Annotated in this window: 17 protein-coding genes and 3 pseudogenes; 9 read left to right on the forward strand and 11 right to left on the reverse strand. The window is 65.2% G+C overall.

Annotation, left to right across the window (positions count from 1 at the left end; all coding sequences use genetic code 11):
- Positions 1 to 3 precede the first annotated feature (3 nt).
- The 6 genes from tssE to tssA all read right to left on the reverse strand — a co-directional run bounded on the left by tssE (position 4) and on the right by tssA (position 5,122).
- Complete coding sequence (gene tssE, locus BJG93_RS25565) at positions 4 to 516, reverse strand: type VI secretion system baseplate subunit TssE (RefSeq protein WP_018422993.1); 513 nt, start codon at positions 514 to 516, stop codon at positions 4 to 6.
- Positions 509 to 1,345, reverse strand: a complete 837-nt coding sequence (locus BJG93_RS25570) for a type VI secretion system accessory protein TagJ (protein ID WP_027194118.1) — start codon at positions 1,343 to 1,345, stop codon at positions 509 to 511. The genes tssE and BJG93_RS25570 overlap by 8 nt, the downstream gene beginning before the upstream one ends.
- Before the next feature lie 95 nt (positions 1,346 to 1,440).
- On the reverse strand, positions 1,441 to 1,929 hold the full coding sequence (locus BJG93_RS25575; RefSeq protein ID WP_027194119.1) for an Hcp family type VI secretion system effector: 489 nt from the start codon (positions 1,927 to 1,929) through the stop codon (positions 1,441 to 1,443).
- 45 nt (positions 1,930 to 1,974) lie between these two features.
- On the reverse strand, positions 1,975 to 3,471 hold the full coding sequence (gene tssC, locus BJG93_RS25580) for a type VI secretion system contractile sheath large subunit (protein ID WP_027194120.1): 1,497 nt from the start codon (positions 3,469 to 3,471) through the stop codon (positions 1,975 to 1,977).
- A 25-nt stretch (positions 3,472 to 3,496) separates the two neighbouring features.
- A complete protein-coding gene (gene tssB / locus BJG93_RS25585; RefSeq protein WP_018422997.1) occupies positions 3,497 to 4,003 on the reverse strand; it encodes a type VI secretion system contractile sheath small subunit in 507 nt (168 codons plus the stop codon).
- Between the two features lie 87 nt (positions 4,004 to 4,090).
- The gene (tssA, locus tag BJG93_RS25590; RefSeq protein ID WP_027194121.1) at positions 4,091 to 5,122 is read right to left on the reverse strand and encodes a type VI secretion system protein TssA; all 1,032 of its coding nucleotides are present in this window, start codon (positions 5,120 to 5,122) and stop codon (positions 4,091 to 4,093) included.
- A 780-nt stretch (positions 5,123 to 5,902) separates the two neighbouring features.
- On the opposite strand from tssA, the gene BJG93_RS25595 reads away from it, so the two are divergent.
- From BJG93_RS25595 to BJG93_RS25605, 3 genes are read left to right on the forward strand one after another with little or no spacing between them, the layout of a single operon-like run.
- On the forward strand, positions 5,903 to 6,679 hold the full coding sequence (locus BJG93_RS25595; protein WP_051374156.1) for a hypothetical protein: 777 nt from the start codon (positions 5,903 to 5,905) through the stop codon (positions 6,677 to 6,679).
- 34 nt (positions 6,680 to 6,713) lie between these two features.
- Complete coding sequence (locus tag BJG93_RS25600; RefSeq protein WP_027194123.1) at positions 6,714 to 7,511, forward strand: PP2C family protein-serine/threonine phosphatase; 798 nt, start codon at positions 6,714 to 6,716, stop codon at positions 7,509 to 7,511.
- Between the two features lie 34 nt (positions 7,512 to 7,545).
- On the forward strand, positions 7,546 to 8,346 hold the full coding sequence (locus BJG93_RS25605) for a glycosyltransferase family 2 protein (protein ID WP_231337520.1): 801 nt from the start codon (positions 7,546 to 7,548) through the stop codon (positions 8,344 to 8,346).
- Here the strand turns inward: BJG93_RS25605 and BJG93_RS25610 are convergent.
- The 3 genes from BJG93_RS25610 to BJG93_RS25620 form a co-directional block, all read right to left on the reverse strand.
- Complete coding sequence (locus tag BJG93_RS25610; protein ID WP_027194125.1) at positions 8,343 to 12,902, reverse strand: beta strand repeat-containing protein; 4,560 nt, start codon at positions 12,900 to 12,902, stop codon at positions 8,343 to 8,345. The two genes, BJG93_RS25605 and BJG93_RS25610, sit on opposite strands and share 4 nt — an antisense overlap.
- A 71-nt stretch (positions 12,903 to 12,973) precedes the next feature.
- Positions 12,974 to 14,647 (reverse strand): ShlB/FhaC/HecB family hemolysin secretion/activation protein, encoded by a 1,674-nt coding sequence (locus BJG93_RS25615; protein ID WP_027194126.1) that lies wholly within the window; start codon positions 14,645 to 14,647, stop codon positions 12,974 to 12,976.
- A 20-nt stretch (positions 14,648 to 14,667) separates the two neighbouring features.
- Positions 14,668 to 16,884, reverse strand: a complete 2,217-nt coding sequence (locus BJG93_RS25620; RefSeq protein WP_231337521.1) for a CHAT domain-containing protein — start codon at positions 16,882 to 16,884, stop codon at positions 14,668 to 14,670.
- 275 nt (positions 16,885 to 17,159) lie between these two features.
- Between BJG93_RS25620 and BJG93_RS25625 the strand changes: the two genes are divergently transcribed.
- Together BJG93_RS25625 and BJG93_RS25630 are read left to right on the forward strand one after the other, a co-directional pair.
- Entirely contained in the window at positions 17,160 to 19,145 is a 1,986-nt protein-coding gene (locus tag BJG93_RS25625; protein WP_034477070.1) for a serine/threonine-protein kinase, read from the forward strand.
- An 87-nt stretch (positions 19,146 to 19,232) separates the two neighbouring features.
- On the forward strand, positions 19,233 to 20,549 hold the full coding sequence (locus BJG93_RS25630; protein WP_051374157.1) for an MltA domain-containing protein: 1,317 nt from the start codon (positions 19,233 to 19,235) through the stop codon (positions 20,547 to 20,549).
- Positions 20,550 to 20,618: 69 nt separating this feature from the next.
- Here the strand turns inward: BJG93_RS25630 and BJG93_RS25640 are convergent.
- Both BJG93_RS25640 and BJG93_RS25645 read right to left on the reverse strand, forming a co-directional pair.
- Positions 20,619 to 20,753: pseudogene (locus tag BJG93_RS25640) on the reverse strand (IS110 family transposase); the annotation flags it as partial.
- 43 nt (positions 20,754 to 20,796) lie between these two features.
- A pseudogene (locus BJG93_RS25645) lies at positions 20,797 to 21,108 on the reverse strand (IS21 family transposase); the annotation flags it as partial.
- Here BJG93_RS25645 and BJG93_RS25650 point away from each other — a divergent pair.
- The 4 genes and pseudogenes from BJG93_RS25650 to BJG93_RS25665 form a co-directional block, all read left to right on the forward strand.
- Positions 21,109 to 21,362: pseudogene (locus BJG93_RS25650) on the forward strand (LysR substrate-binding domain-containing protein); the annotation flags it as partial.
- A gap of 119 nt (positions 21,363 to 21,481) precedes the next feature.
- A complete protein-coding gene (locus BJG93_RS25655; RefSeq protein ID WP_027194130.1) occupies positions 21,482 to 22,339 on the forward strand; it encodes an MBL fold metallo-hydrolase in 858 nt (285 codons plus the stop codon).
- An 813-nt stretch (positions 22,340 to 23,152) separates the two neighbouring features.
- Entirely contained in the window at positions 23,153 to 23,716 is a 564-nt protein-coding gene (locus tag BJG93_RS25660; protein ID WP_027194131.1) for a site-specific integrase, read from the forward strand.
- Positions 23,713 to 24,078 (forward strand): hypothetical protein, encoded by a 366-nt coding sequence (locus BJG93_RS25665; protein ID WP_027194132.1) that lies wholly within the window; start codon positions 23,713 to 23,715, stop codon positions 24,076 to 24,078. The genes BJG93_RS25660 and BJG93_RS25665 overlap by 4 nt, the downstream gene beginning before the upstream one ends.
- Positions 24,079 to 24,092: the final 14 nt, after the last annotated feature.

Raw genomic sequence — 24,092 nt, forward strand, 5'->3', positions numbered from 1 at the left:
GCTTCAGCGCGGCCCGCCCTGGTCGATCACGCGGATTTCGCCGACTTCCAGGTCGAGTTCGGTCCTGAAGTAGAGCCGCTCCGGATACGGCTGCGCCCACAGATCGCCCTCCACCAGAAACGACACGGTGTTGTGGCGCCCGGTCGTCTCTTCGAGTTGCATCGAACTGACCCGCACGGTGTCGCGCAGAATGCGCGGCTCGAACGCCCAGATCGCATCGCGCACGAGCCGTTCGAGCCGCGACGGATCGATGCCTGAGGCGGTCTTGCCGGCAATGTCCGGCAGGCCGAAATTGATCACGGATGTGGCGACATACGGATAGCCGCTCAGATCCTGCACCGACGCGAGGCCATTCGCGTTCAGCAGCCAACCGAGATCGCGCTGCACACTTTCGCGCAGCGCGCGCATCGACAGAACGCGCCGCTCGCGCGCTTCCTGCTTCGCCTCCGGTTCGAGATCGGTCAGCCGGTCGAGCAGCGACGGTTGCAGGCGATCACGCGCGGTCAGTTCAGCCATGATCCGGCACGGCCGCGCCGTCCTGTTTGGCAGGCGCGTCGCCGCTCGTCAGTTCGATGGTGCGCACGTCGAAGAGCGCGTAGTCGTTCGCATCGGAGGCGAACATACGCTGTCCCACCGGCCGTGCGAGCACGGGATCGTCACCGATCCATTCGGTCAGGCGCGCGAGCCACAACGCTCGATTCGGCTCGGCGAGCGTGCCCGGATAGCGGGCGGGAATCAGACCGGCGGCCTCGCCGTCGTTGGCCCACGTGAAAACGGCCGGCATCCAGACGCGGTCGCGCAGGTCGGACGGCGGCTCGATTTCGATCCGTTTGATGCGCGAAAAAGGAATCCAGTAATAGCGGCCGTTCAGCACGGCTTCGAGTGTCGGGCCGAGCCGGTTGTCGGCGTCGGCGAGCCACCTGAACGGTTCGCCGTTCAACGCGCCGGCGGTGGCGGGCGCCTCGTCGAGCGCCCGCGCGCGCGCGGCGGCCGCCGCGCCGCTATCGCCCGCGGTGTCGAGCCGCAATGCCTCGAGGAGCAACGCCAGCCAGCCGGTCGGCTCGCCGAAGATCAGCGGCGCGCGCTCGCCTTTGAACACCGCTTCGCGCAGCGCCTCGCATTGCAACGCTTCACGATAGGTTTGCACCATCGGCAACGCGGCCGCGTCGAGTTCGCCGACGACGTTCAGTTGCGTCAATGCGCGATCCCAGGCGCCCGTCACCGCGAGCACCTGGAATAGAAAGACGCGATAGGCGGCTTTCGACGGATCCTTGCGAACCTGCTTTTGCAATTCGCGCAGACATCCGTCGAGATCGCCTTCGCGCAAGCATCCTTCTGCGTTCATGCCGGTTCGCTCCGGTCTGGCTCGAGTCGTCCCACCCGCCGCCGCACTGCGACGGCAGGACCGCCGCAGTGCAGTCGCCCTTTGCGGTCAGCCGATCAGGTAGTCGCGTTGGCGGGGATGTTCCATTTCACTTCGACCACCCCGCCTTCCTTCTCGCCCTTCGCGTTTTGCGGCTGGTACTCGACATGGAATTTTTCGAAGTTGAGCGTGACGTTCTCGGTGAAGCGTTCTTCGCCGCCCGAGCCGCCGGTCGAATACGAGCTGACCAGCACGCCATTCAACGTGATCTTGTAGTACTCGAGCGGATTGTCGCCACCTGCCTTGCGCACCGTCAGCAACGCCGTGTCGATGTGCGTGCCTTTGGCGCAGGCTGCCATGATCGGCGGACTCGCCTTGTCGCTGTATTTGGTCAATGTGAGGTCCTGCACCGACACCTTGCCGGCGCCGCCGCCCGTGCCCATGTGCATCGTGCCGCTCTGGCTCATGCCCCAACTCCACGCGAGCACTTCGATTTCTTCCTTGTGGGTCTTGTCCTGCGACTCGCCCTTGATATCGCCCAGCTTCATGAACATGTCGATGGCCATCTTCTTCTCCGCTCAAAGCAATTCGTCATTCAATGGGGATTTCCGTCATGCCGCCTTGGCGGACGGAAGCTTCGAAACCAACCGTAGCGATACGGTCAGGCCTTCCAACTGGTAGTGCGGACGCAGGAAAAACTTCGACGTGTAATAACCGGGATTGCCTTCGACTTCCTCGACGACCACCTCGGCGGCCGCGAGCGGGCGTCGTGCCTTGGACTCTTCCGTCGAGTGCGCCGGATCGCCGTCGACGTACTGAAGGATCCAGTTCTGCAGCCAGCGCTGCATGTCGTCCCTCTCCTTGAAACTGCCGATCTTGTCGCGCACGATGCACTTCAGGTAGTGAGCGAAGCGGCTGCATGCGAACAGGTAGGGCAGACGCGCGGCCAGGTTCGCGTTCGCGGTGGCATCGGGGTCTTCGAACTCGGCGGGCTTGTGCAGCGATTGCGCGCCGATGAAGGCGGCGAAATCGGAGTTCTTCTTGTGCACGAGCGGCATGAAGCCGTTCTTCGCGAGTTCGGCTTCGCGGCGATCGCTAATGGCGATTTCGGTCGGACACTTCATGTCGATGCCGCCGTCGTCGGTGGGGAACGCGTGCACCGGCAGGTTCTCGACGGCGCCCCCCGACTCGATGCCGCGAATCCGCGAACACCAGCCGTACATCTTGAACGAGCGGTTGATATTGCTCGCCATCGCATAGGCGGCATTGGCCCATGCGTATTTGCCGCTGTCCGCGCCGGCCGTGTCTTCCTCGAAATCGAATTCCTCGACCGGATTGGTCTTGGCGCCATACGGCGCGCGCGCGAGAAAACGCGGCATCGCGAGACCGACGTAACGCGCATCCTCGGATTCGCGCAGCGAGCGCCACGCGGCATGCTCAGGCGTCTGAAAGATTTTCGTCAGGTCGCGCGGATTGGCCAGCTCCTGCCATGAATCCATCAGCATCACCGCGGGATCGGCGCCGGCGATGAACGGCGCATGCGCGGCGGCCGAGATCCTGGATATCTGCGTCAGCAGATCGACGTCGGGCCCGCTGTTGTCGAAGTAATAATCGGCCACCAACGCGCCATACGGCTCGCCGCCGAACTGGCCGTATTCCTCTTCGTAGAGCTTCTTGAAGATCGGGCTTTGATCCCACGCGGTGCCCTTGTACTTCTTGAGCGTCTTGTACAGATCGCCCTTCGATACGTTCATCACGCGGATCTTCAACGTCTCGTCCGTCTCGGTGTTGTTGACCAGGTAGTGCAAGCCGCGCCACGCGCTCTCGACTTTCTGGAACTCTTCCGAGTGGATGATCTGATTGATCTGGGCGGTCAGCTTCTCGTCGATCTGCGCGATCAGCGATTCGATCGTCGCGAGCACATCGCCCGAAATCACGTTCGTATCGCGCAGCGCCTGTTCGGCGAGCGTGCGCACCGCCGTCTCGACGGCTTCCTTCGCCTTCTCGCTCTTCGGCTTGAATTCCTTTTGCAGCAGATTCGCGAAATCGCTCGTTTCAAGCGACGCCTCGCCGGGTTGCGCTTGCCCTTGGGTGCTAGGTTCAGCCATGGTCAGACTCCCCTGTAGATCACGCTCATTGCTGCGGCTTCGGTGCGGACGCCAACGACTGCAGCAACGCAGGATCGTTGAGCAGTTTCGCGATCAGCTCCTCGGCGCCGGTCTTGCCGTCCATATAGGTCAGCAGGTTTTGCAACTGGCCGCGCGCCTCCAGCAGCTTCGACAAGGCGTCCACCTTGCGCGCGACCGCCGCGGGCGAAAAGTCGTCCATGCTCTCGAAGGTCATGTCGACCGCGAGGTTGCCCTGACCGGTCAGCACGTTGGGCACCTGCACGGCGACGCGCGGTTTCATCGACTTCAGACGCTCGTCGAAGTTGTCGACGTCGATCTCGAGAAACTTTCGATCCGCCACCGGCGCGAGCGGGTCCGCCGGCTGACCAGAGAGATCGGCCAGCACGCCCATGACGAAGGGCAGATTGACCTTTTTCTCCGACCCGTAGACTTCGACGTCGTACTCGATCTGAACTCGCGGCGCTCGATTGCGCGCGATGAATTTCTGGCTGCTTTCCTTGGCCACGACCATTCCCCTGGTTGACGCCTCACGGCCGCGAGCAGCGCGGCGCATGACTGGCGTTGCTAGAAGCGAAAAAGCCTATCCCCGCCTGACTGCTTACTCGTTTTCGATACCGCCGGCCTGCCTGGCCTGGCGCACGCCTTCCGGCGCAAGGTCCTGCAGAATTTCCATGAAGCTCCTGTCGACCAGCCGGCGCGCGCGCAGCAGCAGCAGCGGCACCGGGCTGGAGGGTTCGTGACGCTCGTAGTACGCACAGATCCTGTCGATCATGCGGATCACGTCCTGACGGTCGGTGATGTCCCCGGACAGCGGCACGAGTGCCGGCGCCGCGCCGGCGCTTTCGCCCGGGGTCATGTCGCCGTTCGGCGATGCCTGCGGCGCTCCGTCCGGGACATCGAGACGCTCGCCGAGAAAGTCGGCCGCACGCCGCAGCAGCCTCGATAGCGGCGACAGATCGATGGAGCGCGCCGCGCCGACACGCTCGGTCAATACCGTCTCGATGCGCATCGCGCTATGCGTGGCCGCGAGCAAGGCCGTGTGCGCTTCGGCGGCGTCTTCGTGGGCGTCGGCGATCACCGCGTCGATCGAGCTCAGCGACGCCGCCTCGACGCCCTTGGGCAGCGGCACTTCGCCGGTCGCATATTCGATGTCGCGCAAGCTGACGTCACCATGCGCGCGCGACGACGCGAGCGGTGCGTCGCGCACGTCCACCAGCATGCCGGACGGTTCGACGAGGGCGGCGAGCGCGTTGACGCGAGCGGTCGGATCGTTGTCGTCGTCGGGATCGAGCTGTGGATAGACATGGTCCCAGCGCTGTTCGAGCAGGCCTTCGACGAGCGCGAGGCCCTCGGCGAAGCCGGCGAAACCTCGGCGATTGAGCAGCGCGCGCGCCAGGTGTACCGCGACGCGCAAGTCGCGGCCTTTTGCGAGCAGATCGAAAGATAGCGCTTCGGCCACTTTCCAGTCAGGCGGCGTGGCGGCGACCATGGTCTCGCCGAACTGCACCTCCGGCTTGCCGTGGACGACCTGCTCGAGCGCAAGGAAGTCAGGGTCGTACTCGAGGTCGTCCCCGCATGGACTGGCAGCTGATATGTCGGCAAGCATTTCGCCCGCGAGAAGCGTGGCCATCTCTGGTATCGGTCTCGGATGAGTAGTCTCGACGCACCGTAAGTGACCGGTACGGGTTGCCCTTGCCCGCCGGGAATCAACGTTCCCGGAAATACGTGTTAACTCTAATTAGACTGCCTTCGCCAGCTATTGCGATGTTTTTAGCGAACGTTGTCCTTTCTCGGCGGCAATCCGATATGAGAATAGCACGCAGCCCGGAAAATCAAAGCCGGATAGCAATAGAAACGGATTTTGTTTAATTAAGCGAAGTAGTATATGTAATACCATTCAACTCCATAAACACTTAAGACGTTTTAACATTTCGTTCCGACACCATTACCAATCACAAGCTCGGACAGTCGTCTTACGACCTCCCAGCGCGCCCTTTCAGGACGGTCGATTGGCGGGATCCCGACGCCTAGGTAAACGAATCAGCTGCTCGGATTTTTTAAAAATTTTGACCTCCCGGATTGCCGGTAGGCGCTTACATGACGTTTAGGGTTAGTCCTGATAGCGATAGAACCCGCCGTCAAGGCGGTGAATAACATATTAAGTTTTAACTTGTAATAAATAAAACGTGCCAATAGACTAAGTCTGTTTTCCAATCACGCGCCGGTTGCAGGGCGGAATTGCCGGTATTGCAAGCGTTTGGCATACGCAATCTGCCCGATACGGCGGCAAAAGCGAGTGCCGGATTCATTGGGGACAGGAAGCCGGCGCACTACAAACGCGGCGAAATGGGTAGTGTCAGCAGCCGGGCTCCGCCCTCAAGAAGCGGGCTCACCACCTTCGGGGTGAAAAGTGGCAGATATCCAAAGCGCTGCAATTGCCGACCACGCTGGAGAAAGCGCACTGCCCGACCTGTGGCAACGCCGCACCTGCCTCAGCCACGACGAAATGGCGTCGATCTATACGATCGTGCGCCGCGCGCTGACCGGCTATCATCCGTCGGAATTGCAGGCGCTGGGCGAGGACAAGGAAGAGCTGATCTCGCAGTTCCTCTATCTCAAGGTGTTCCGCCTCGATACCGCGCCGACGGCATCGCCCACCTTCCCGCTGCACAGCGCGCCTTCGACCAGCCATGCCGTGTGCGCCTATTTCCGCCGCTATCTGATCGACTGTCTGCGCAGCGCGAGCCATCAGCGCAACGTGTCGCTCGACGAAGGCGACGTGATGCTCGAAATCGACCGGCAAACGGCTTTTCATCCCGATCCGATCGGCTCGGTCCTGTTGCAATACGGTCTGCACGAAGCCGAGGTACGCGAATCCGCGTCGCATTTCATCGCTTCGCTCGACGACGCCGACCGCATGCTGCTCGCCGGCAGTCTCGGCTGGCTGTCGAACGAGAAAGGCGGTCTGTCGCAGGTGGCCGCGCGTTACGGCATCGCGTCGTATCACTACCGGGCACGCAAGCTTGGCGTCACGCTGAAAAAAGGCTCGATACCCGCCGACTTCGCCCGCACGCAAATCGGCCGATGGATCGAGCACAACCTCGGCATCGACATCTCGCCGGGCAATCGCATCGTCATCCTGCTGGTTCTGGGCATTCTGTCCGCGCAGTCGCACGCACAGGAATGAGCTCGACAGACCACGAGCATATGAGAGGTCAACGGTGCAACTTGCCACCGCGAGCCTGACCGACCGGGGCGACCGCCCGCGCAACGAAGATTCGTTCGGCGACTGGTCGAGCGAACGGCTCTACTATTGCGTCGTCGCCGACGGCGCCGGCGGACACGGCGGCGGCGACACCGCCTCGCGCCTCGTGGTCGCTTCGGTGCTGGCGGATTTGCGCTACCTGACCGTTGCCGAGTTGCCGCCGACGGGCGACCGGCTGATCAGCGCGCTCACGCATGCCAATGAGAACATCGTCGAAGAACAGTTGCGCGGCACAGGCAACGAAAAAGACATGCGCTCGACGGCCGTGGTGTTCGCCATCGACCGCGAATGCGCGACGGCCGCGTGGGCCCATTGCGGCGACACCCGCCTCTACTGTTTCCGCCACGGCGAGATCTGCGCGCGCACGCGCGACCACAGCATGGTTCAGCAGATGGTCGACGCGCGGCTGCTCGCCGAGGAGGAGATGCGTCATCATCCGCGCCGCAACGTGCTGTATGCGGCGCTGGGCACGCGCGACGCACTCTCCATTGCGGGCGTCGACGGTACTTTCCCGCTGCATGAAGGCGACGCTTTCCTGATCTGCACGGACGGCCTGTGGGAGTATGCCGACGACGCCGGCATCGCCGACGCGCTGGCCCATGCGGCGACACCCGGCGCCTGGCTCGACGCGCTCGCGCAACAGGTGCGCGCGAGCGCCAGCACGAATCACGACAACTTCACGGCGTTCGCGGTGTGGGTCGGCGACGACGACGCCCAGGCGACGCAATTGATGCCCGGCCCGGCACAGGCGTAACGCAGCGAATCAGCATCGGAACGGGGCTCGCATCATGCCGATCTCGATCATCATTCCCTGTCTGCAGATGGCGGCCACGCTTGGCCGCGCACTGGAAAGCTGTCTGATCCAGCCGGAGGCGGCGCAAATCATCGTCGTCGACGATGGCTCGACCGATGCTTCGATCGAAGTCGCGCAACATTACGGCCGCCTCGACGCGCGCGTGCAGGTACTGCGCATGCATGTAAACGGCGGCGTCGCCGCCGCGCGCAACTGGGCCGCGATGCACGCGACCGAGGATCTGCTCGGATTCATCGACGCCGACGACGAATATCTGCCCGGCGCGCTGGCCGCGGCGAGTGGCTATCTGCAGCGTTGTCCGGGCGAGGCATCGGTGCGGCTCGATGTCGACTATGCGGGCTTTCCGCGCGCGATCGTCGAGCATGCCGATTTCGATAAATATGCCGCAATCCTCAGCAACACCGTGCCGAGCAGTCTCGTGATCCGGCGGGCGGTGTATCGCGCGCTGGGCGGGTTTCCGCTCGACGCGTTCTTTCGTCGCGTCGGCGGAGAAGACGGCGCGTTTTCGTGGGCATTGAGCAGGCTGTTCGGCAACCGGCGGCTGATCGACGCGAAGCGGGTGCGCCAGCATTACCACCCCGCCATCCACGCTGAACGATTCTTCCGGATTCACCTCGGCATGGAGCAGCCCGTCCATCAGGAGGTCGTCGAAGCATGGCGGCTCTCGCAACGGTTCGTCGCGAGCGCCGAGGCCGCCATCGCGCAACTGCGCGCGCTGCATTCGCCCGCAGGCGCCGCGCCACCCGTCCCGCCCGCTTCGCCTGGCTCCCGCTAGTAGTCACCGCAGCCGTGCTGGGCGTTCGTCAGCAGGCAGCTGTTCAGGTTCGGCTGCGAACGCACCCGCTTCCATTCGACCGCGAGGATGTCCTGTTTCTCGCCAAGCGGCGTCGTGCTGAAGAGCGGCTGGTTCGAGCCGATGCAGATGTTGGTGCCCTGCAGATTGTTTTCGTAGACGAACGTCTGCTCCTGGCTGCTGAAAAACGTCTGCAGACCGCTTTGCGCGACCGGATTGGGGATCGGGCCCTGCGGGTTCGAGATCGTGCTCGGAAACGGAGTCACCGTCAGCGTGCCCGGCACTTCGTTGACGATATAGCCCACGCTGGACGTGAAGTTCGGGTCGATCCGATAGCCGCCCGCCGGTGAAGTCAGGGTGGCCGTGGTCGTTTCCGAGCCGCTCAACGTGCCCGCGGCGGTATCGCCGTTGATCAGGCCGCTCGTCGTGTAGGTGAACGCCGGGTTCGGTGCGCCGACGTAGCGCGTCGCGCCGTCCGCGGTGACCGTGACCGTCGGCCGTGCGACATAGACGAAATGATTTCCCGTGGTGGGCACCGTGCCGCCCCAACTACAGCCCGAGCCAAACAGGCAGCCGTAGAAATTGGGCTGCGCGGTGTTCGGCTGCACGCTGCCGCGTGTCTCGCCGCTCCAAGTGCTGGCCCAGACTCGCCATGCGTTGCCTGCGCCAAGTGTTCCGGAGTTCGCATCGACGAACACGCCGTTCTCCATCACCAGATCGATCGAGCCGCCCGCGTTCAGATTCGTATTCGGAGCCGTCGCGGACGGCGTGCTCGCGCCCAGCCCGATATTGCCGGTCGTAGCGGTCGCGACGAGGCTGCCGGACAGCGTCGATCTCGTCACGCTTATCGGGCTCAATTGGCTCGCGGCGGAGTCGAACGTCTGGCTCGTCAGCGGGCCGATCACGAAGCCATGCGAGTTCGAGAAGTCGACGCTCCCCGCGTTGGACATCGCCAGCACGCCGACGTCGTTTTGCGGATCGGTCAGCGTGAAGGTACCGGGGCCGGCGAGAATCAGCCCGGCGGCCTGGATGCCGCCAGGGTCCGTGACGGGACCAGCCGACAGCAGCATCAAGGTCTGGCCCGGAGTCGAGATGCCGTAGGTCAGCGCGATCCCTTGACTGCCCGCGCCCGGGTTGGACAGCGTGAGATTGTTCGCGAAGCCCGGACGTGTGGGCACGCAAGTCGAGCCGCCCGATATGCACTGCCCGCCGACGGTGATGCGCCCGGTTTGCGTGCTGGACCCGAGCACGATGCTGGGAATCGACGCGAAGGTCGAGAAAGTCGGGGCGTCGATGCTGAGACCGCCGCCCGTGCCGAGCAGCGTGATCGGCGTCGCGTTCTGAGCGGTGATCGTGAAGCTCGACGGGTCCACCGACGCCGGCATGATCGACAGCACGCCGCCCGGCGACGACAGCATCGCCTGCGTGATGGCGAGGCTGCTCGCCGTGCCGTCGTTGAATGCGCGCAACACGATCGAAGCGGGATTCGTCGTCGAGATCGTCACGTTGTCGGCGGTGGCATTGGCGACCGCGCTCGTCACGCCGCCGCCGGTGACGATGGAGGTCGGATTGATCAGCCCAAACTCGCTCTGCTCGGTCTCGGGCACCGCAAGGCCGATCGCGACGCCCGGATCGGACGTCGTGGTCGAACCGGCGATGCCGATCGTGGTGGCACGCGTCCCGGTCGCGCTGATCGCGCCATTGGCGATCAGCACGCCATAGTCGTTCTGCAGGTTCGGACTGCTGCCGGCCGGGCCGCTCACCGCGCCGCGGATATCGATCGCCCCGCCGTTGGTCGACGTGATCGTCGTGCCGTCGGTGATCAGCACACCCTGCACGAACGGACCGGTGCCGCTGCCGAACAGGCTCACCGAGCCCGTGCCGGTCGTCACCGATACGGGGGCTGTCTGGATGCAGTCCACGCATAGCGTGTTCTCGAACATCAGCCCGATCACCGAGTCGCCGTTCACCGCGGCCCCCACGCTTTGTCCGGTGAACTTGAGGTTGCCGCTCGTCGACTGGACCGACGACCCATGCATGTCGAGGCCGATGCTGACGTTCATGTTCGACGACACGCTTCCGGTGGCGGAAATGTCGCCGCTGCCGGTGCTCAATGTGGTGCCATAAAAATAGACGCCGTCCGCGAAAGTGCCGCCGGCGGCTGTACCGGTGACATTCCCCGTCACGTCGATCGCGCCGGTCGTGTTGGAGATTGTGGTGTTCTGAATCTCGACGCCCAAGCCCCCTTGCGCGCTTTGCGTCACGCTACCGTTGACCGTGATCGCGCCGCCGGAACTGCTGAGCCCGGGCTGCAGCGCGGGACCTTCGCCCACCGTGGCGCCGCCGGTCAGGAACACGCCCATCGCGCTGCTGCCAGAAGAACTGCCGTTCACGCTCAGTGCCCCGCTCGTCGTGCTGGCTGAAGTGCCGGATAGAAGCACGCCAATGCCTTGATCCTCGATATTCGAACTGCCGGCGCCGCTGATGGTGAGCGCGCCGCTGCCGCTTTGAATCGTATTGTCACCTTGCGCGATCACGCCGTCGTTGCCTCCGCCGCCGGCGGTTGCCGTGCCGGTGATGCGAAGCGCGCCGCTCGTCGTCGAGAGCGAGCTGGTGCCGTTGATCGCCACACCGTTGGCGTTCGGGCCCAGCGCGACACCCGTCAGCGAGAACACGCCGCCCTCCGTGGAAATGGTCGACGAGTCGATGAAAATGCCCGACGACGACGTGATCAGATAGCCAATCGCCACGCCATTGATCGGGAACGTGCCGGTGACCGTCAGATCGCCGCCCGCGGTGTCGATGTTCGAGTTCTGGATCAGGACCGGGCTCGCGCCACCGCTTCCCACCGTCACGCTGCCGCCGTTGGTCTTGACCGTGACGCCCTGGAACGAGACCAGACTGAGCGGACTCGTGCCGCCCACGTTCGCATCGAATACGAGGCTGAGCGGCCCCGCGCTCGACGTGATGGTGTTGTTGACCAGCACCGATCCCGTCGCGCTCAGCTTCAGCGTGGCGGGAAGCGTGCCGGTCGTGAGGTTGAGCGGCGCGTCGACGACGATGTCGCCCGCGCCGTTGTTCGGATCGGTCCCTGTCAGTACCGTCACCGACGTGCCGAGGCTCAGCGGACCGGTAAGCGCCGTGTTCAGGATGAACGTGCTACCCGTGATCGGCCCGAATGTCATGGTGTTCGAATCGGCTGCGGTTTGCGTTGGGACCGGCGCAGCGGTGACATCCGGCACCTGCGTCACGATGTCCACCTCGAACGGATCGAGCAGCCACCTGCCGCCCTGACCCTTCGCCGCCGATGCGTCGACGCTCATGCCGGTCGTGTCGAGCGTGTTGCCGGACGTTTCGATCAAGCCGCCGTTACCGCCCTGCGGCCCGCCCTTCGCGGTCAACGTGCCGTAAAGGCGGCTGGCCGTTTCGCTGTAAGCCACGACGTCGCCGCCATTGCCGTCGGCGAGCGCATCCGCATGGAGGCTGGCGGTCGGCGACATCCAGATCGCATTGGCATTGCGAACGGAGGGGTCCGCACCCGCCGGGCCGCCGCCGAAGTGGACGGTTCCGCCGCCCGCGTCGCCGCTCGCATCGACGTACGCTCCGGCCAGCAGCGCCACGTCGTAGCCGGTCACGTCGATCCTGCCGCCGGTTTGCCCCGCGCCGCCGCTGGCGTCGAGCGTCCCGCTCACCTTTGTCACGCCGTTCGTGCCGCCGTCGAGCAGAATGCGGCCGTCATGTTCGCTCAAGCTCTGCGCGCGCACGATGCCTTGCTGGTTGATGACGGTGCCCGCCAGCGCATCGGCCGTCTGTGCGCTCATCACCACGGTGCCGCCGTCGGCGGCCAGCGTGCCGGTATTGCCGATCAGCGCGTGCGCCGCGCCCTGGTTGATCTTCAGGGTGGTCAAACCGTCGCCGGCAAAGTCGACGGTGATGTCGTTGCCCGCGCCCAGCGCGACGCTGCCCAGTTTTGCGCTGACCGTGCCGCTATTGCTGACCGTGCCGCCGAGCAACGCGATGGTGCCGCCCGCGGCCGCCGTCAGCGACCCAGCATTGCTGAGAGCCGCCGCCGACGCGCCGACGAAATGGAAGTTGCCGGCAAGGAAATCGGCATTGGAGATATTGAGTGTCGAGGCGATCATCGACCCCACGTTCACCGATGATCCCGGCGCAAAGATCACCCCCGCCGGATTGACGAGAAACACCTTGCCGTTGGCCCGCAGGCGTCCGGCGATCACGCTGGGGTCGTTGCCCGTCACGCGGTTGAGCAGCGCGGCGGAAGCCGACGGCTGCGAGATCCTGACCGCTTCGCCGCTACCGATCGAAAACGCGTTCCAGTTGACGATCGCATTGGACGAGCCCTGCGTGATGTGCATCTGTCCCGCGCCCGGCGAGTTGATGCTGACCGTGCCGGCCACCACCTGGGCGCCGGTCGGATTCGCGAGCGCGAGCGGCATATACGACGCCGCGAACAACGCGGCGACCGCGCCGGCGACCGTGCTCACATGCCCGGGCCGCACATTGCATCGCTTGTTCATCGCACACCTCGGCGCAGATTGCTGCTGCTTGTCGTTGCGTTCCGTCTCGCTTCGTTGCGTTTCGTTGCCAGCTAGAACGTCTTGGTCAGTTGCACATAAAAGCGCGGCAGCCTGTCGTTGCCGGTCGTATCGGGCCCGGTCGTGCGCCATGCGACCGTGCCCTGTAGCGAAATGCCGCCCGGAGCGGCCCAGAACGCGCCGAGACCCAGGCCACTGCGCGTGATCATGTTCGACCCTTGGCCCGGACGCGGCGTGGCGTTGTACCACCCGGTACCGAAGTCGAAGAACGTGAACACGGTCGCCCGCGCATCGATCGCGAAGCGCCCTTCGAGGGTGGCGACGAACCCCTCGTCGACCAGTGCCTCGGACGGCGAATAAGCGCGCACCGCGTGCGGGCCGCCGAGCAGGAAGCGCGACGAACTGTCGAGCGTGGTTCCGGCCCACTGGCCGGACACGCCGGCGAATACGCTGAGCCGCTCGGTGATCGCGTTCAGGCGGTTGGCGAAGAAAGTGGCGCGCACTTCGGTGCCTTGCGTGTCGCGTCCGAGCGGCGAGGCATCGAGCGCCTCGGCTTGCGCGTTGCGGAAATGCAGACTGCCGATCAACAGTTCGACATCCGCGCTATTGAAGCCGCCGCCGAACAGCGCGTCGCGGCTTTCATAGCTCAGGCCGACACTGCCCTCCACCAGCGATCTGGGATTGTGCTGATCGACGATGCCGACGTTGTCGATCAGGTCGCGATACTCCAGATTGACGCGCCCCAACAGGCTCTGATTGCGTGTGCGCACGAGCGGATGCGTGAGCGTGAAGTCCACCACGGTCGCCTCGCCCTGCGCATCGAGCGACGCGAATTCCTGGCCGAGCGCATAGTTGAGCCGCGACACCGCGACCCCGACGCGCGTACCTTGCGCATTGATCGGCGCTTCGTAGCCGATGCGCCCGTAAAGGGTGTCGCTGCGTTCGCTGCCGAGCAGCCGCAGGTCCAGGTTGTCGCCGATCATGAACGGCGAGTTCAGACGAGCGAGCGCGCCGAGCCGCCAGGTACCGCTGGACTCCGCCCCGAAGTTGTCGACATCGAGCGCAAAGGTCCAGCGTTTGGCCGGCGCGACGTTGACGCTCAGATCGACCGTGCCGGGCTCCTCGCCCGCTTCGATTGCCGAGGAGACCTGAATACCCGGCAGATCGGACAGCAACAGCATGGTCCGTTCGAGTTCGTGCTGCTGCAGCGGCTTGCCCAATGGAATCTGCGCGACCCGCGCGCGCAACAGGTCTTCGCGGATCGGCGTGCCGGCCGCGATGTCGAGCCGCACATGGCCGACGCGCCCTTCGAGCACGCTCATTTCGACGTTGCCGGACGTGACGTCCTGCGGCGGGATCACCACCTGGGCGAGCAGATAGCCGTGATCGCGATAAACCCGCGTGATGCGCGCGGCAATCTCTTCGAGCCCGGCGAGACTGGTTTGCTTGCCGAGCTTGTCCTGAACGGGCGCAAGCAGCGCGTCGCTGGCGATCGTGTCGTTGCCCTTCAACGTGATGCTCTTCAGCAGGAAGGTCGGGCCAGGCGCCGTCACGGGCGCCGCCGGCGGCGGCACGGTGGGTAACGCCTGAGTGCCGCCCGGCGGCGTCGGCCGGGTCTCGCGCGGCGCCGTCTGGTTCAGGATGCTGCCCGCGTTCGGCAGCGTCTGGCCCCACGCGAGCGCACTACTGCAGGACACTGCCGCGGCGATCAGTCGGAGTCTGTTCATCGGTCTAGGGTCTGTTTGGTTCATCCCTGCTGCTGACGCGCGATGGTCAAACGCCAGCCACCCATCAGATCGAATGGCGCCCAGAAGAACGGATGCGCGAAGCGCGGCGTGTGCAGCACCGCCAGTTGCGCGGTGCGCATCGCGTCGATCGCGTCATGGCCTTGTGCGAGTTGCGCGTAGAAGGTGCGCATCGTCAGCGCGCTCGATTCGTCCGCGACCGGCCACATCGACACGATCAGGCTGGTGGCGCCGGCATAGAAGAACGCCCGCGTGAAGCCGAGAATTTCGTCGCCGCGCGCGATCCGGCCAAGCCCCGTCTCGCAGGCCGACAGCGTGACGAGCGAGACGTTGTTGAGCTTCAGGTTGTAGATGTCTTTCGCCAGCAGCGAGTCCGGGCCGTCGGCCGGCTGCGTCGCGGGCGCGAGCAGGATGCTCGAGTGCAACGGATCGATGGTGTCGGCCTGGGCGTGAGTCGCCACGTGCAACACGCGTCCGGCGGGCGCGTTGTCGCGAAAGCTCAGGCGCGTGGCATCGCCATGCAGAAACACCTCGTTGCGCGCGAACAGCGGCGCGATGCCCTGCACTTCCGCCTCGGCCCCTGGCAGCGCATAGGCAGGTGTGATGGTCGGATTGCCGAACGCGACCAGATCGCTCGCGATCTTCTGCTGGCGTTGCGCGAGTTGTATCGCGACGCTCGCCGATGGTTCGAGTGCGATCGCATGACGTTCGATCAGAAAGCCATTGGCATCGTGCAGCGCCTGAAACGGCAGATAGTGCAGCGCGCCGTGCGGCACGATGATGAGCCGCTCGTTGGCGCGCAAGCCGAGCGGCGCGATCAGCAACGCATCGAGCTTGTCGCCATAGGTCAGCGCGGCCGGTCGCCGGCGCACGATCGCATTGCGCAGGTCGGTCACGGCGGCATCCATGTCCGCGCGCGCAACCGGCAAGGTGTGGCCGGTCAGGCCATCGTTGCGCACCACCCAGACGATCAGCTCGTTGGGCAGGCTATGAAATTCGACGATCGCCTCGTTGGGCCGGAGCGCGCCGCGCGTCGCGGCAAGACTTGGCACCTGCCCGTTCAATTGACGGTCGTCGACGCCGGCGTCGACGCGGTTGCGCACGACGTCGAGCAGCGCACGCGCCCGGCTGCGTTCGGACAGACTCCACGCGCTCTCGTAGTCGCCGGCTTCGACCGTCAGCGCGATGGCCTCTTCGAATACCGTTTGCGTGTCGCCGAACAGCGCCGTCTTGAACTCGTCGCTGCGAAACCGCGTGCGGATTTTCTCGGAGTCGTCGACGGCCAGCAGGTAGGCATCGCGCGCATGCGGCTTGTCGCCGAGCGCGAGGTCGGCGCGGCCGATTCCTTCGTGGGCCCACAGGCGGTCGTAGTTGGCGTCGCTGGAATTGCCGCTTTGGCTCAACAGCGCTTCGAACGCGTGTTTCGCATCCTCGGGCTTGCCTTCGGCCAGCAGCAGATTGCCTTCGATGCGCCGGTAGGCGGGCGCGAGTTCCGCGGTGGCCGGTGCGCCGACAGCATCGAAGGTTTGGCGCGCGCCAGGCGTATCGCCCTCGGCGAGCTGCGCGTTGATGATCGACATCAGCACCAGCGGTTTGTAACGCGGCGAGGCGGTCGTGAGCGCGTCTTCGTAGGCGGCCAGCGCCTGCTGCGGCTTGCCCCGGCGCAACGCGACATCGCCGAGCACCTTGTTGGCCGGAGCAAAGACCTGCTCGGGCGCCTTCGGCGTCGAAGCGAGCGCATCGCGGGCGTAACGTTCGGCGTTGTCGAGGTCGCCGGCATAGCTGTAGGCGATCGCGAGATCGCGTTTGGACAGGGCCGCCAGATCCGCATTGTTTGTCTGCCCGGCCACCACCAGGGCGCGCGCCGCGGCATCGACGCTGTCGCGGAAGTCGCCGCGCTCGGCGGCCGCGACGGACATGCTGCAATAGTCGTAGGCGGGGAGTTTGACGCGATCTCGCGACAGCAGCAGACGTCCCTCGGCCGTCAACGTGTTGATCGTTTCGGCGTCGCGTTCGCGTTCGTCGGCCTGACGAAAGCCGAACGACTCGGGCGCAAGGGCCACGGCGCTCGCGGGCCGCGCCGCGGCGGCGGACGTGCCAGCGGCCAGCGTATTGCCCGCCGCGCCCAGCAGCATCGAGCCCATGACAATCGCGCCCGCGATCCACGCGGCATCGATCCGGTGTGCCATCGCGCTCGATAAGCCTTGGCGCTCGTTCACTTTAACTTCCTGCAAGAAGGCAAAAGGGAGCGGCTGGGATGGAATGCGCGTACAACCCGCAAGCTGCACGCAGCGGTTGACTCACACCGTATAGACGAATCCGGCAGGCCGATTTTGAAACCGGCGGCCGCACGCGGACCACCGTTCAGGCACACGCCCGCCTGATTTCAAAAAATGACCCGCTCGTTCGTCTTAAAGACGGACGCGCCTGCGCGTGAGGGTGGCGCTCGCGTGTGCCGGGCTCTGCCGTCGTACCCTCCAGGGAGCCACAGCCGATGAGCAGCCCCGACGACAAAACCGTGATCGTGCAACGGGCGTCCGGACCGGACGGCCAGCAGAACCCCGCCGAAGCGGCGCACGCCGATCGCACAGTCGTCACCCGCCCCGCCGCGCAGGGTTCGAACGCGCAACATGCGCTGCCCGCCGGCACACGGCTCGGCGAGTTCGAGATCGTCGAGCTGATTGGCGAAGGCGGCTTCGGTATCGTCTATCTCGCCTACGACACCCAGCTAGGACGTCACGTCGCGCTGAAGGAATACATTCCCGCTGCGCTGGCCTCGCGCGTCGGCGCGGCCGAAGTGTCGGTCCGCTCGGAACGTCATGAAGACACCTTTCGCGCCGGCCTGAAAAGCTTCATCAACGAGGCGCGGCTGCTCGCCCGCTTCGATCATCATTCGCTCGTCAAGGTGTACCGGTTCTGGGAGGCCAACGGCACCGCATACATGGTGATGCCGTACTACGAGGGCGTGACGCTGCGCGACGGCTTGCGCCGCATGAGCGCCCCACCCGATGAAGCATGGCTGCGCGCCCTGCTCGCGCCGCTGCTCGAAGCGCTGGCGGTATTGCATGCGGCGCAGTGCTATCACCGCGACATCGCGCCGGACAACATCATGCTGCTCAAGGGCAGCGGCCGCCCCGTGCTGCTTGACTTCGGCGCGGCGCGGCGCGTGATCGGCGACATGACCCAGGCCTTGACGGTGATTCTGAAGCCCGGCTATGCACCCGTCGAGCAATATGCCGAAGTGGCGGCCTTGAAACAGGGGCCGTGGACCGATGTGTACGCACTCGCCGCGGTCATCTATTTCGCGATTCAGGGCAAGACGCCGCCGCCGTCGGTCGGCAGACTGATGAGCGACACGTATGTGCCGCTCGCCACGGCGGCGGCTGGCCGCTATAGCGAGCGGTTCCTGCGCGCGATCGACCATGCGCTCGCGGTCCGCCCCGAACAGCGCCCGCAAAGCGTTCAGGCGCTGGCGAACGAACTGGGCATTGCCATCGATACGCGTGATGACGCCGATGCGTCGATCGAACCCACGACTCGCGCTTCCGTCGAGACAGCGGGTGCCAATGCGCCGCGAACGACGACGGCCGCGACAGTCGAGGCGAAGCGCAATGAGCCAGGCACAGCGGCCGTTCCTGCGCCTGGCGGTAGTCAAAAGAAACGCACGCGCTTGATCGCAGCAGGTGTCGTTTGCGTCGTGGCGCTCGCCGCGGTCGGTACGTGGTTTGCCATGCATTCGCCACCGGCAGCGAGCCCGGCTGTCACGGCAAGCACGGATGCGCGCGACACGGCTTCGCCGAAGCCGGCCGACACGGCTGCGCCGACGCCTGGCAATGCCGCTCAAAGCCCGGCAGCCGTTGCTGCTGTTGCCCCTGTCGCCCCGGTTGCTCCTGCCTCGCCCGCCACGGTTGCCGCGCCCGCCACACCACCCGCGCAGGCGGACAACCTCACGCCCTTCACCCCCGCGAGCGAACTCGATCGAATCGTGACGCTGGCCGATCCATTGATTCAGGTCACCGCCACACCGCGCAGCCCGTCCGCCACGATCGGCAAGGATTATCTGCAGTTCAGACTCGACAGCAACCGCGCGGGCTACGTGTATGTGTTCATGGTCGATCCGGACGGTCAGTACCTGATGCTGTTTCCGAACGGACTCGATCGCAACAACCGGATCGCCGCCGGTCAGACGCTGTCGTTGCCGCGCGCCAGCTGGCCGATGCTGGCGGGCAACCCGCCCGGTCCCAACCACTTTCTGACGATGGTGTCGACGACGCCGCGCGATTTTTCCGACGGTGGATTGAAGTCCGCGGCGCCGTTCCAGTCATTCCCCGCTGATGCCCAGCAGCAAGCGGCCGCGCGTCGCGGCCCGCGCTATTCGCCGTTCGCGGGCAAGCCACGTTGCCCGGCAGGCACGGCGGATTGCGCCGGCGCGTTCGGCGCCGCCACGTTCACCATCGATGCCGTCAAGCCGCCAGCCTAGCGCGCGCGACGTGCGCGATGGTCCGCAAGGAGGCCGCATGCAAAGGGCTCAGCTTCTCCTGCTTGCGCTGACAGCCACGCTCGCGGCTTGCGCGAGCAACACGCCCGCGACCAGCGTCATCCTGGGGACGCGAGCCATACCGCGACATCGCCGGTCGAGCAGGCGGCACCGACGGCGCAAGCATCGCCACCCGCGCCGCCGACGATGCCTGGGCCGACGCCGGCTCTCATAACGACACACGCGACGGTCTCGGGCACGTCCACCGGCTCGAATAACCCGCGTCCCGAGGCTGCGTTGAGCGGCGGCTTCGCCACGCGCCACGCTTACTACGAGCCGATCGTTTTCGCCGACCTGCCCGGATGGGACACGGACGACGTCACCGCGTCATGGGAAGCGTTTCGCCGCAGTTGCACCTTGCTCGGCGCGCGCAGCGGCTGGTCGGACCCGTGCAATGCCGCGCGAGTGGTGGACGTTGGCGACGTCGCGGCGATCCGGCGTTTCTTCGAAACCAACTTCAACGCGTATCAGATCCGCAATCCCGACCGCTCGCTCGACGGTACGATGACCGGCTACTACGAGCCGCTGCTCAATGGCAGCCGGCAGTACGGCGGCGCCTACCTCTATCCAGTCTATGGCACGCCGGCCGACATGCTCTACCTCGACGCGCGGCGCCTGCCGGACCGCGCGCGAGGTGACGTGAGCACGGCTCGCATCGATGGACGAAACGTGATCCCGCTCAGCGATACGACGAGTGGCGACCTCAAAGGCGTCTACGCGCTGGACCTGCGCGATAGCGTGCTGGATATCCGCGACAAGAAGATTCGCCTGCGGCTCGATGGCGGGCGCATCGTGCCGTACTGCACCCGCGCCGAGATCGAGCGCGGCGCACTGAAGGCGCCGATCCTCGCCTGTGTCGACGACCCCGTGATGTTGTACTCGATGCAGCTGCAAGGCGCGGGCAAGGTCCGCATGAGCGACGGCTCGATTCGCCGCTTCGCCTATGCGGAACAGAACGGCCGGCCGTTCCTGCCGCCGCTCGCGCACAGCGGCAACGCGACGGCCGGCGCGCGCAAGCTCGTCGTGCGCGGCATGGAGATGGAGGTCGACATCGGTGACGACGGCGCGCCCGCTACGAGCAACGAAGGCAATGCGGCGCCCGCCGACGGTGACGATGGCGAACCCACTTCGCCGTTGCTGCGCGGTTTCACACTGGCGACGACCACGCCGAAACCTCATCCCGCGTATGCGGTTTCGGATCCGAGCTATGTGTTCTTTCGTGTGATCCCCGATTCACCGAACGGTCCGCTGGGCGCGTTGGGCGTGCCCGCTGTCGGCGGGCCGCTCGGTGGCCGTCGATCCGCGCACCACGCCGCTCGGCGCGCCGGTATTCGTGTCCACGCGTGACGACCCTCAGGCACCTGGTGCGATCAACCGCCTGATGCTCGCGCAGGATTCGGGCGGTGCGATTCAGGGCGGCCGCCGTGCAAGAAACGTAATCAGCTCATCGCGCCGGAAGCGTCGATCGGCAATCTCGCCGGTTTGCGCGTCGACCCAGTACATCTGGAAGATCTGCTTTGCAACATCCAGTCCGTATGTCGCAGCATTCATTTGGGCCCTCCGTTCCTCAAGTGGACGTGTCGAAACTCCACTCTGTCGTACGGTGCACACGAACGTTGACGACGTCGCGCAGCCACAGCCTGACGCGCTCATTGCAGAGACCGCAATCCGCTGTGAGTCCTGCCTGTTCGAGCATTGAAACTAACGGAACCCAGAAGCTGTAGCGCAGGTATCCATTCATACGCTCGACCTTGCCCTTCGTCTTCGCGCGGTATGGCTTGCACACGCGAGGCACGAACCCATGGTGTTTGGCGAAATCAGCGAACCCAGGATGATATCGGTGCCGTTTCTTGCCATAGGCATCGCGCTTCAGGATCACCGTCTTCATATTGTCCTGCACGATTTCAGAGTCGGGGGCCAGCTCACGTTCAATAACGTTTATCGATGGTCGACGCGGCGCCGGGCGGCTTCGGGCTTGCATACGTGCCGAAGGATCTCGTCGACGGTCACGTCAAGGCTGGCCGGCTGAGTTGGGTCCTCGCAGACTGGTTTCCGACCTTTGTCGAGCATCGCTACTGTCCCAGCCGGCGCAAATCGTCACGAGCGGTGCAACTCGTCGTGGACGCGCTGACGGCCGGATTCAGCCATCGGGCACGGTAAGTGCCAGGCATGGACTATGCGCGTCATCGTAGCCTAATGGTCGTAACAACCCCTCCGAGAACCGCCACACGCGGACGATCGTCGAGCCGACTGATGTGCACATCGGCCAGGAGCACCAAATGAAGCCCATACGTAATACCGACTCTGTTTCAGGCGAGTGGTACATCGATACTGCGTGCATCAATTGCGGTGCATCGCGTCACGTCGCGCCAGAGCTGATTGTTGAACGAAACGACAAGAGTGTCTTCGTTCGGCAGCCGGCGACGCCAGAAGAGCAACTTGATGCCTGGCGTGCGATGCTTGTGTGTCCTACGGCATCGGTACGCAGTGAAACAAAACAGCCTCGCCCGAACGCAGCGATTTTTCCACAGCCGATCACCTCGGACGTGTGGCGCTGTGGATTCAACGCCCGGTCGTCGTTCGGAGCGCATTCCTATTTTGCATCGCGTCCGGAAGGCAATCTGCTGATCGACTCCCCTCGCTATGCGGCGGAGCTGGTGAAATGGTTTGACGGCGCTGGCGGTATTGCGCACATTCTGCTGTCGCATAGCGACGACGTCGCAGACGCTGACAAATATGCGCGTCGATTCGGTGCTCGCGTCTGGATTCATCGGGAGGACGCGTCGGCTGCCCCATATGCTACGGATCTGCTCGATGACGGATCAGCAACGAACATTGCGATCAACGTTCGCGCGATCCCTGTACCCGGACACACTCGGGGTAGCGTCGTGTACCTGCTTGATGATCGCGTGATGTTCTCGGGTGATTCACTTGCCTGGAGCCCACGCAAGAAGGACCTCATCGCGTTCAGGGACGCGTGCTGGTACTCATGGACGGAACTCACCGATTCGCTGAGCAGGCTGGCCACGTATCGCTTCGAATGGTTGCTTCCCGGTCACGGTTGGTTCGCGCAATTGCCGGCGGAGGAAATGAATTCGCGCTTGCTCGCATTGGTTGCGCGAATGCGACAAGACTGAAGTGGCAGTTTTTCGTGAAAACGAATCGCTCAACATCGCTATTGAGATAAGTTTCCTGCTTGTTCATCTGGTTTCCCCGTTGAGGTGACCGATGCCCGGACAGCACAACCTCCAGTGCCAGGCAGGTACCCCTATCGAAGGCGCGCACACCCACCCTCCTTCGGAGGGCAGCGCCGCTGATTGATGCCGCCCGCTCATCGATTCAACTGGCGATAGCTCGTACCACTCGCTTGACGCGCGACAACGGGAGCCCGAGGATCGACCCACGTCGGCGACGTGGTCCACGGGTGCACCCAGCGCGGGCTTGGAGTCGCCAACCGCACGGACTACACTCCGGTCGACGCCTCTGCGAAAGAACCTTGCCATTGGTCCGCAGCCCACCGCCATCCTGTCGTTCGCCTCCATCGCGGCCTGTCCGTGGCGATGGCGCCGAGGCAGTGGCAAGTCGGCCTGCAGGGTGGCTGATCCAAAGGCCGCTGGCGAACTGGCCGCGGGCGGCAGGACGCGGAACAGGCCAGGGAAACCGCGGGCGCTGCGCGGCACGAGGCCGAACTGCGCACGGAGCTGCTTCGCACCGAACTCGCCGACCTGCACGCCCAGCTGGCCGCGCGCAATGAGGAACTGCTGGGATTACGACTCGAAAGCCGCGCGCTCCAGCGGCGAACGCGCCTGCTCGAATCCGCGACTGCGGAGCTCCAGTCGCAACTCGCCTCTGCCGAGGAGGCTGCTGCGCAAGCGGCCAGAACGCATGCTGGCGAACTGGCTGCCGAACGGGTGCGCTAAGATGGCCTGTCAAAACAGCTGCTGCGGGTCGTGCCCGAAGCCGCGGCGCCTTCCGCCGCGGCGGTGCTCGAACGCGTCCTGCGGCAGCACCGCCGGCGCTTCCGCGAGGCTGCGGCTGACGCGGTGCCGGACAGCGCGCGGGTCCCAGCCGTGATCACGCCGGACGCGGCGTGGCTGCCTGGCGGGGTCGAGCCGCCGTGGCTCGCCCGCACGGGCCGCTTCGCCAACCCGGTCACGCTGACAAACATGCTCGGTGTCACCGATGACATGCAGGCCGTCCGACTCTTCCTGCGCGAACGGGCTTCGCCCTCGCCGCACACGCTGCGCGCCTACGTGACGGAACTCCGGCGGCTCGCGGCCTGGTGCACACGCGAACGCCTGGGACCGTTTTCCGACCTGACGCGTCAGGATCTGATGGCGTACCGCGACGTCCTGCAGGCGCCACATGCCGATGCAGCGGGCAACGTGCGGCGCGCCGCCCCCCGCCACCGTCTCCCGCGCTCTCGCCGCGGTCTCCAGCCTCTTCGCCTGGTGGCACCGCACGGGCTACTTCACCGTCAAGCCGGCCGAGGGACTGGCCGCCGCAGGAGGTGAACCTAGAGCGGTTCCTGCCCGCCACCGCGCTCGCCCACTGCGACGCGGTCGCGGGCGGTGACGCGCCGACGGACGTACCGTCCGCGGTCTGGGCACGAAGCCGAGCCATCTGGACGCTGTACCGCTTCGCCGGCGTGCGGCTCGCGGAACTGGAGTGGCATGAGGATCTGGCGCTGCCGCGCATTGAGGTCGACGAGGCCGGCCAGTGGACCCTGCACGTGCTGGGCAAGGGCCACCGGCCCCGCGCCATCCCGTTGCCGGCCGCCTGTCTGCCCGCACTGCGTGGCACCGTGTGCCGCTGCCGGTCGCGCAGGCGCTGCTCGGCCGCGTCGGTGCAGACGACGGCGGCCTACGCGCACTGATATTTCCCAGCTCA

This window comes from Paraburkholderia sprentiae WSM5005 (genome assembly GCF_001865575.2).
In the GTDB taxonomy this organism is placed as follows: Bacteria; Pseudomonadota; Gammaproteobacteria; order Burkholderiales; family Burkholderiaceae; genus Paraburkholderia; species Paraburkholderia sprentiae.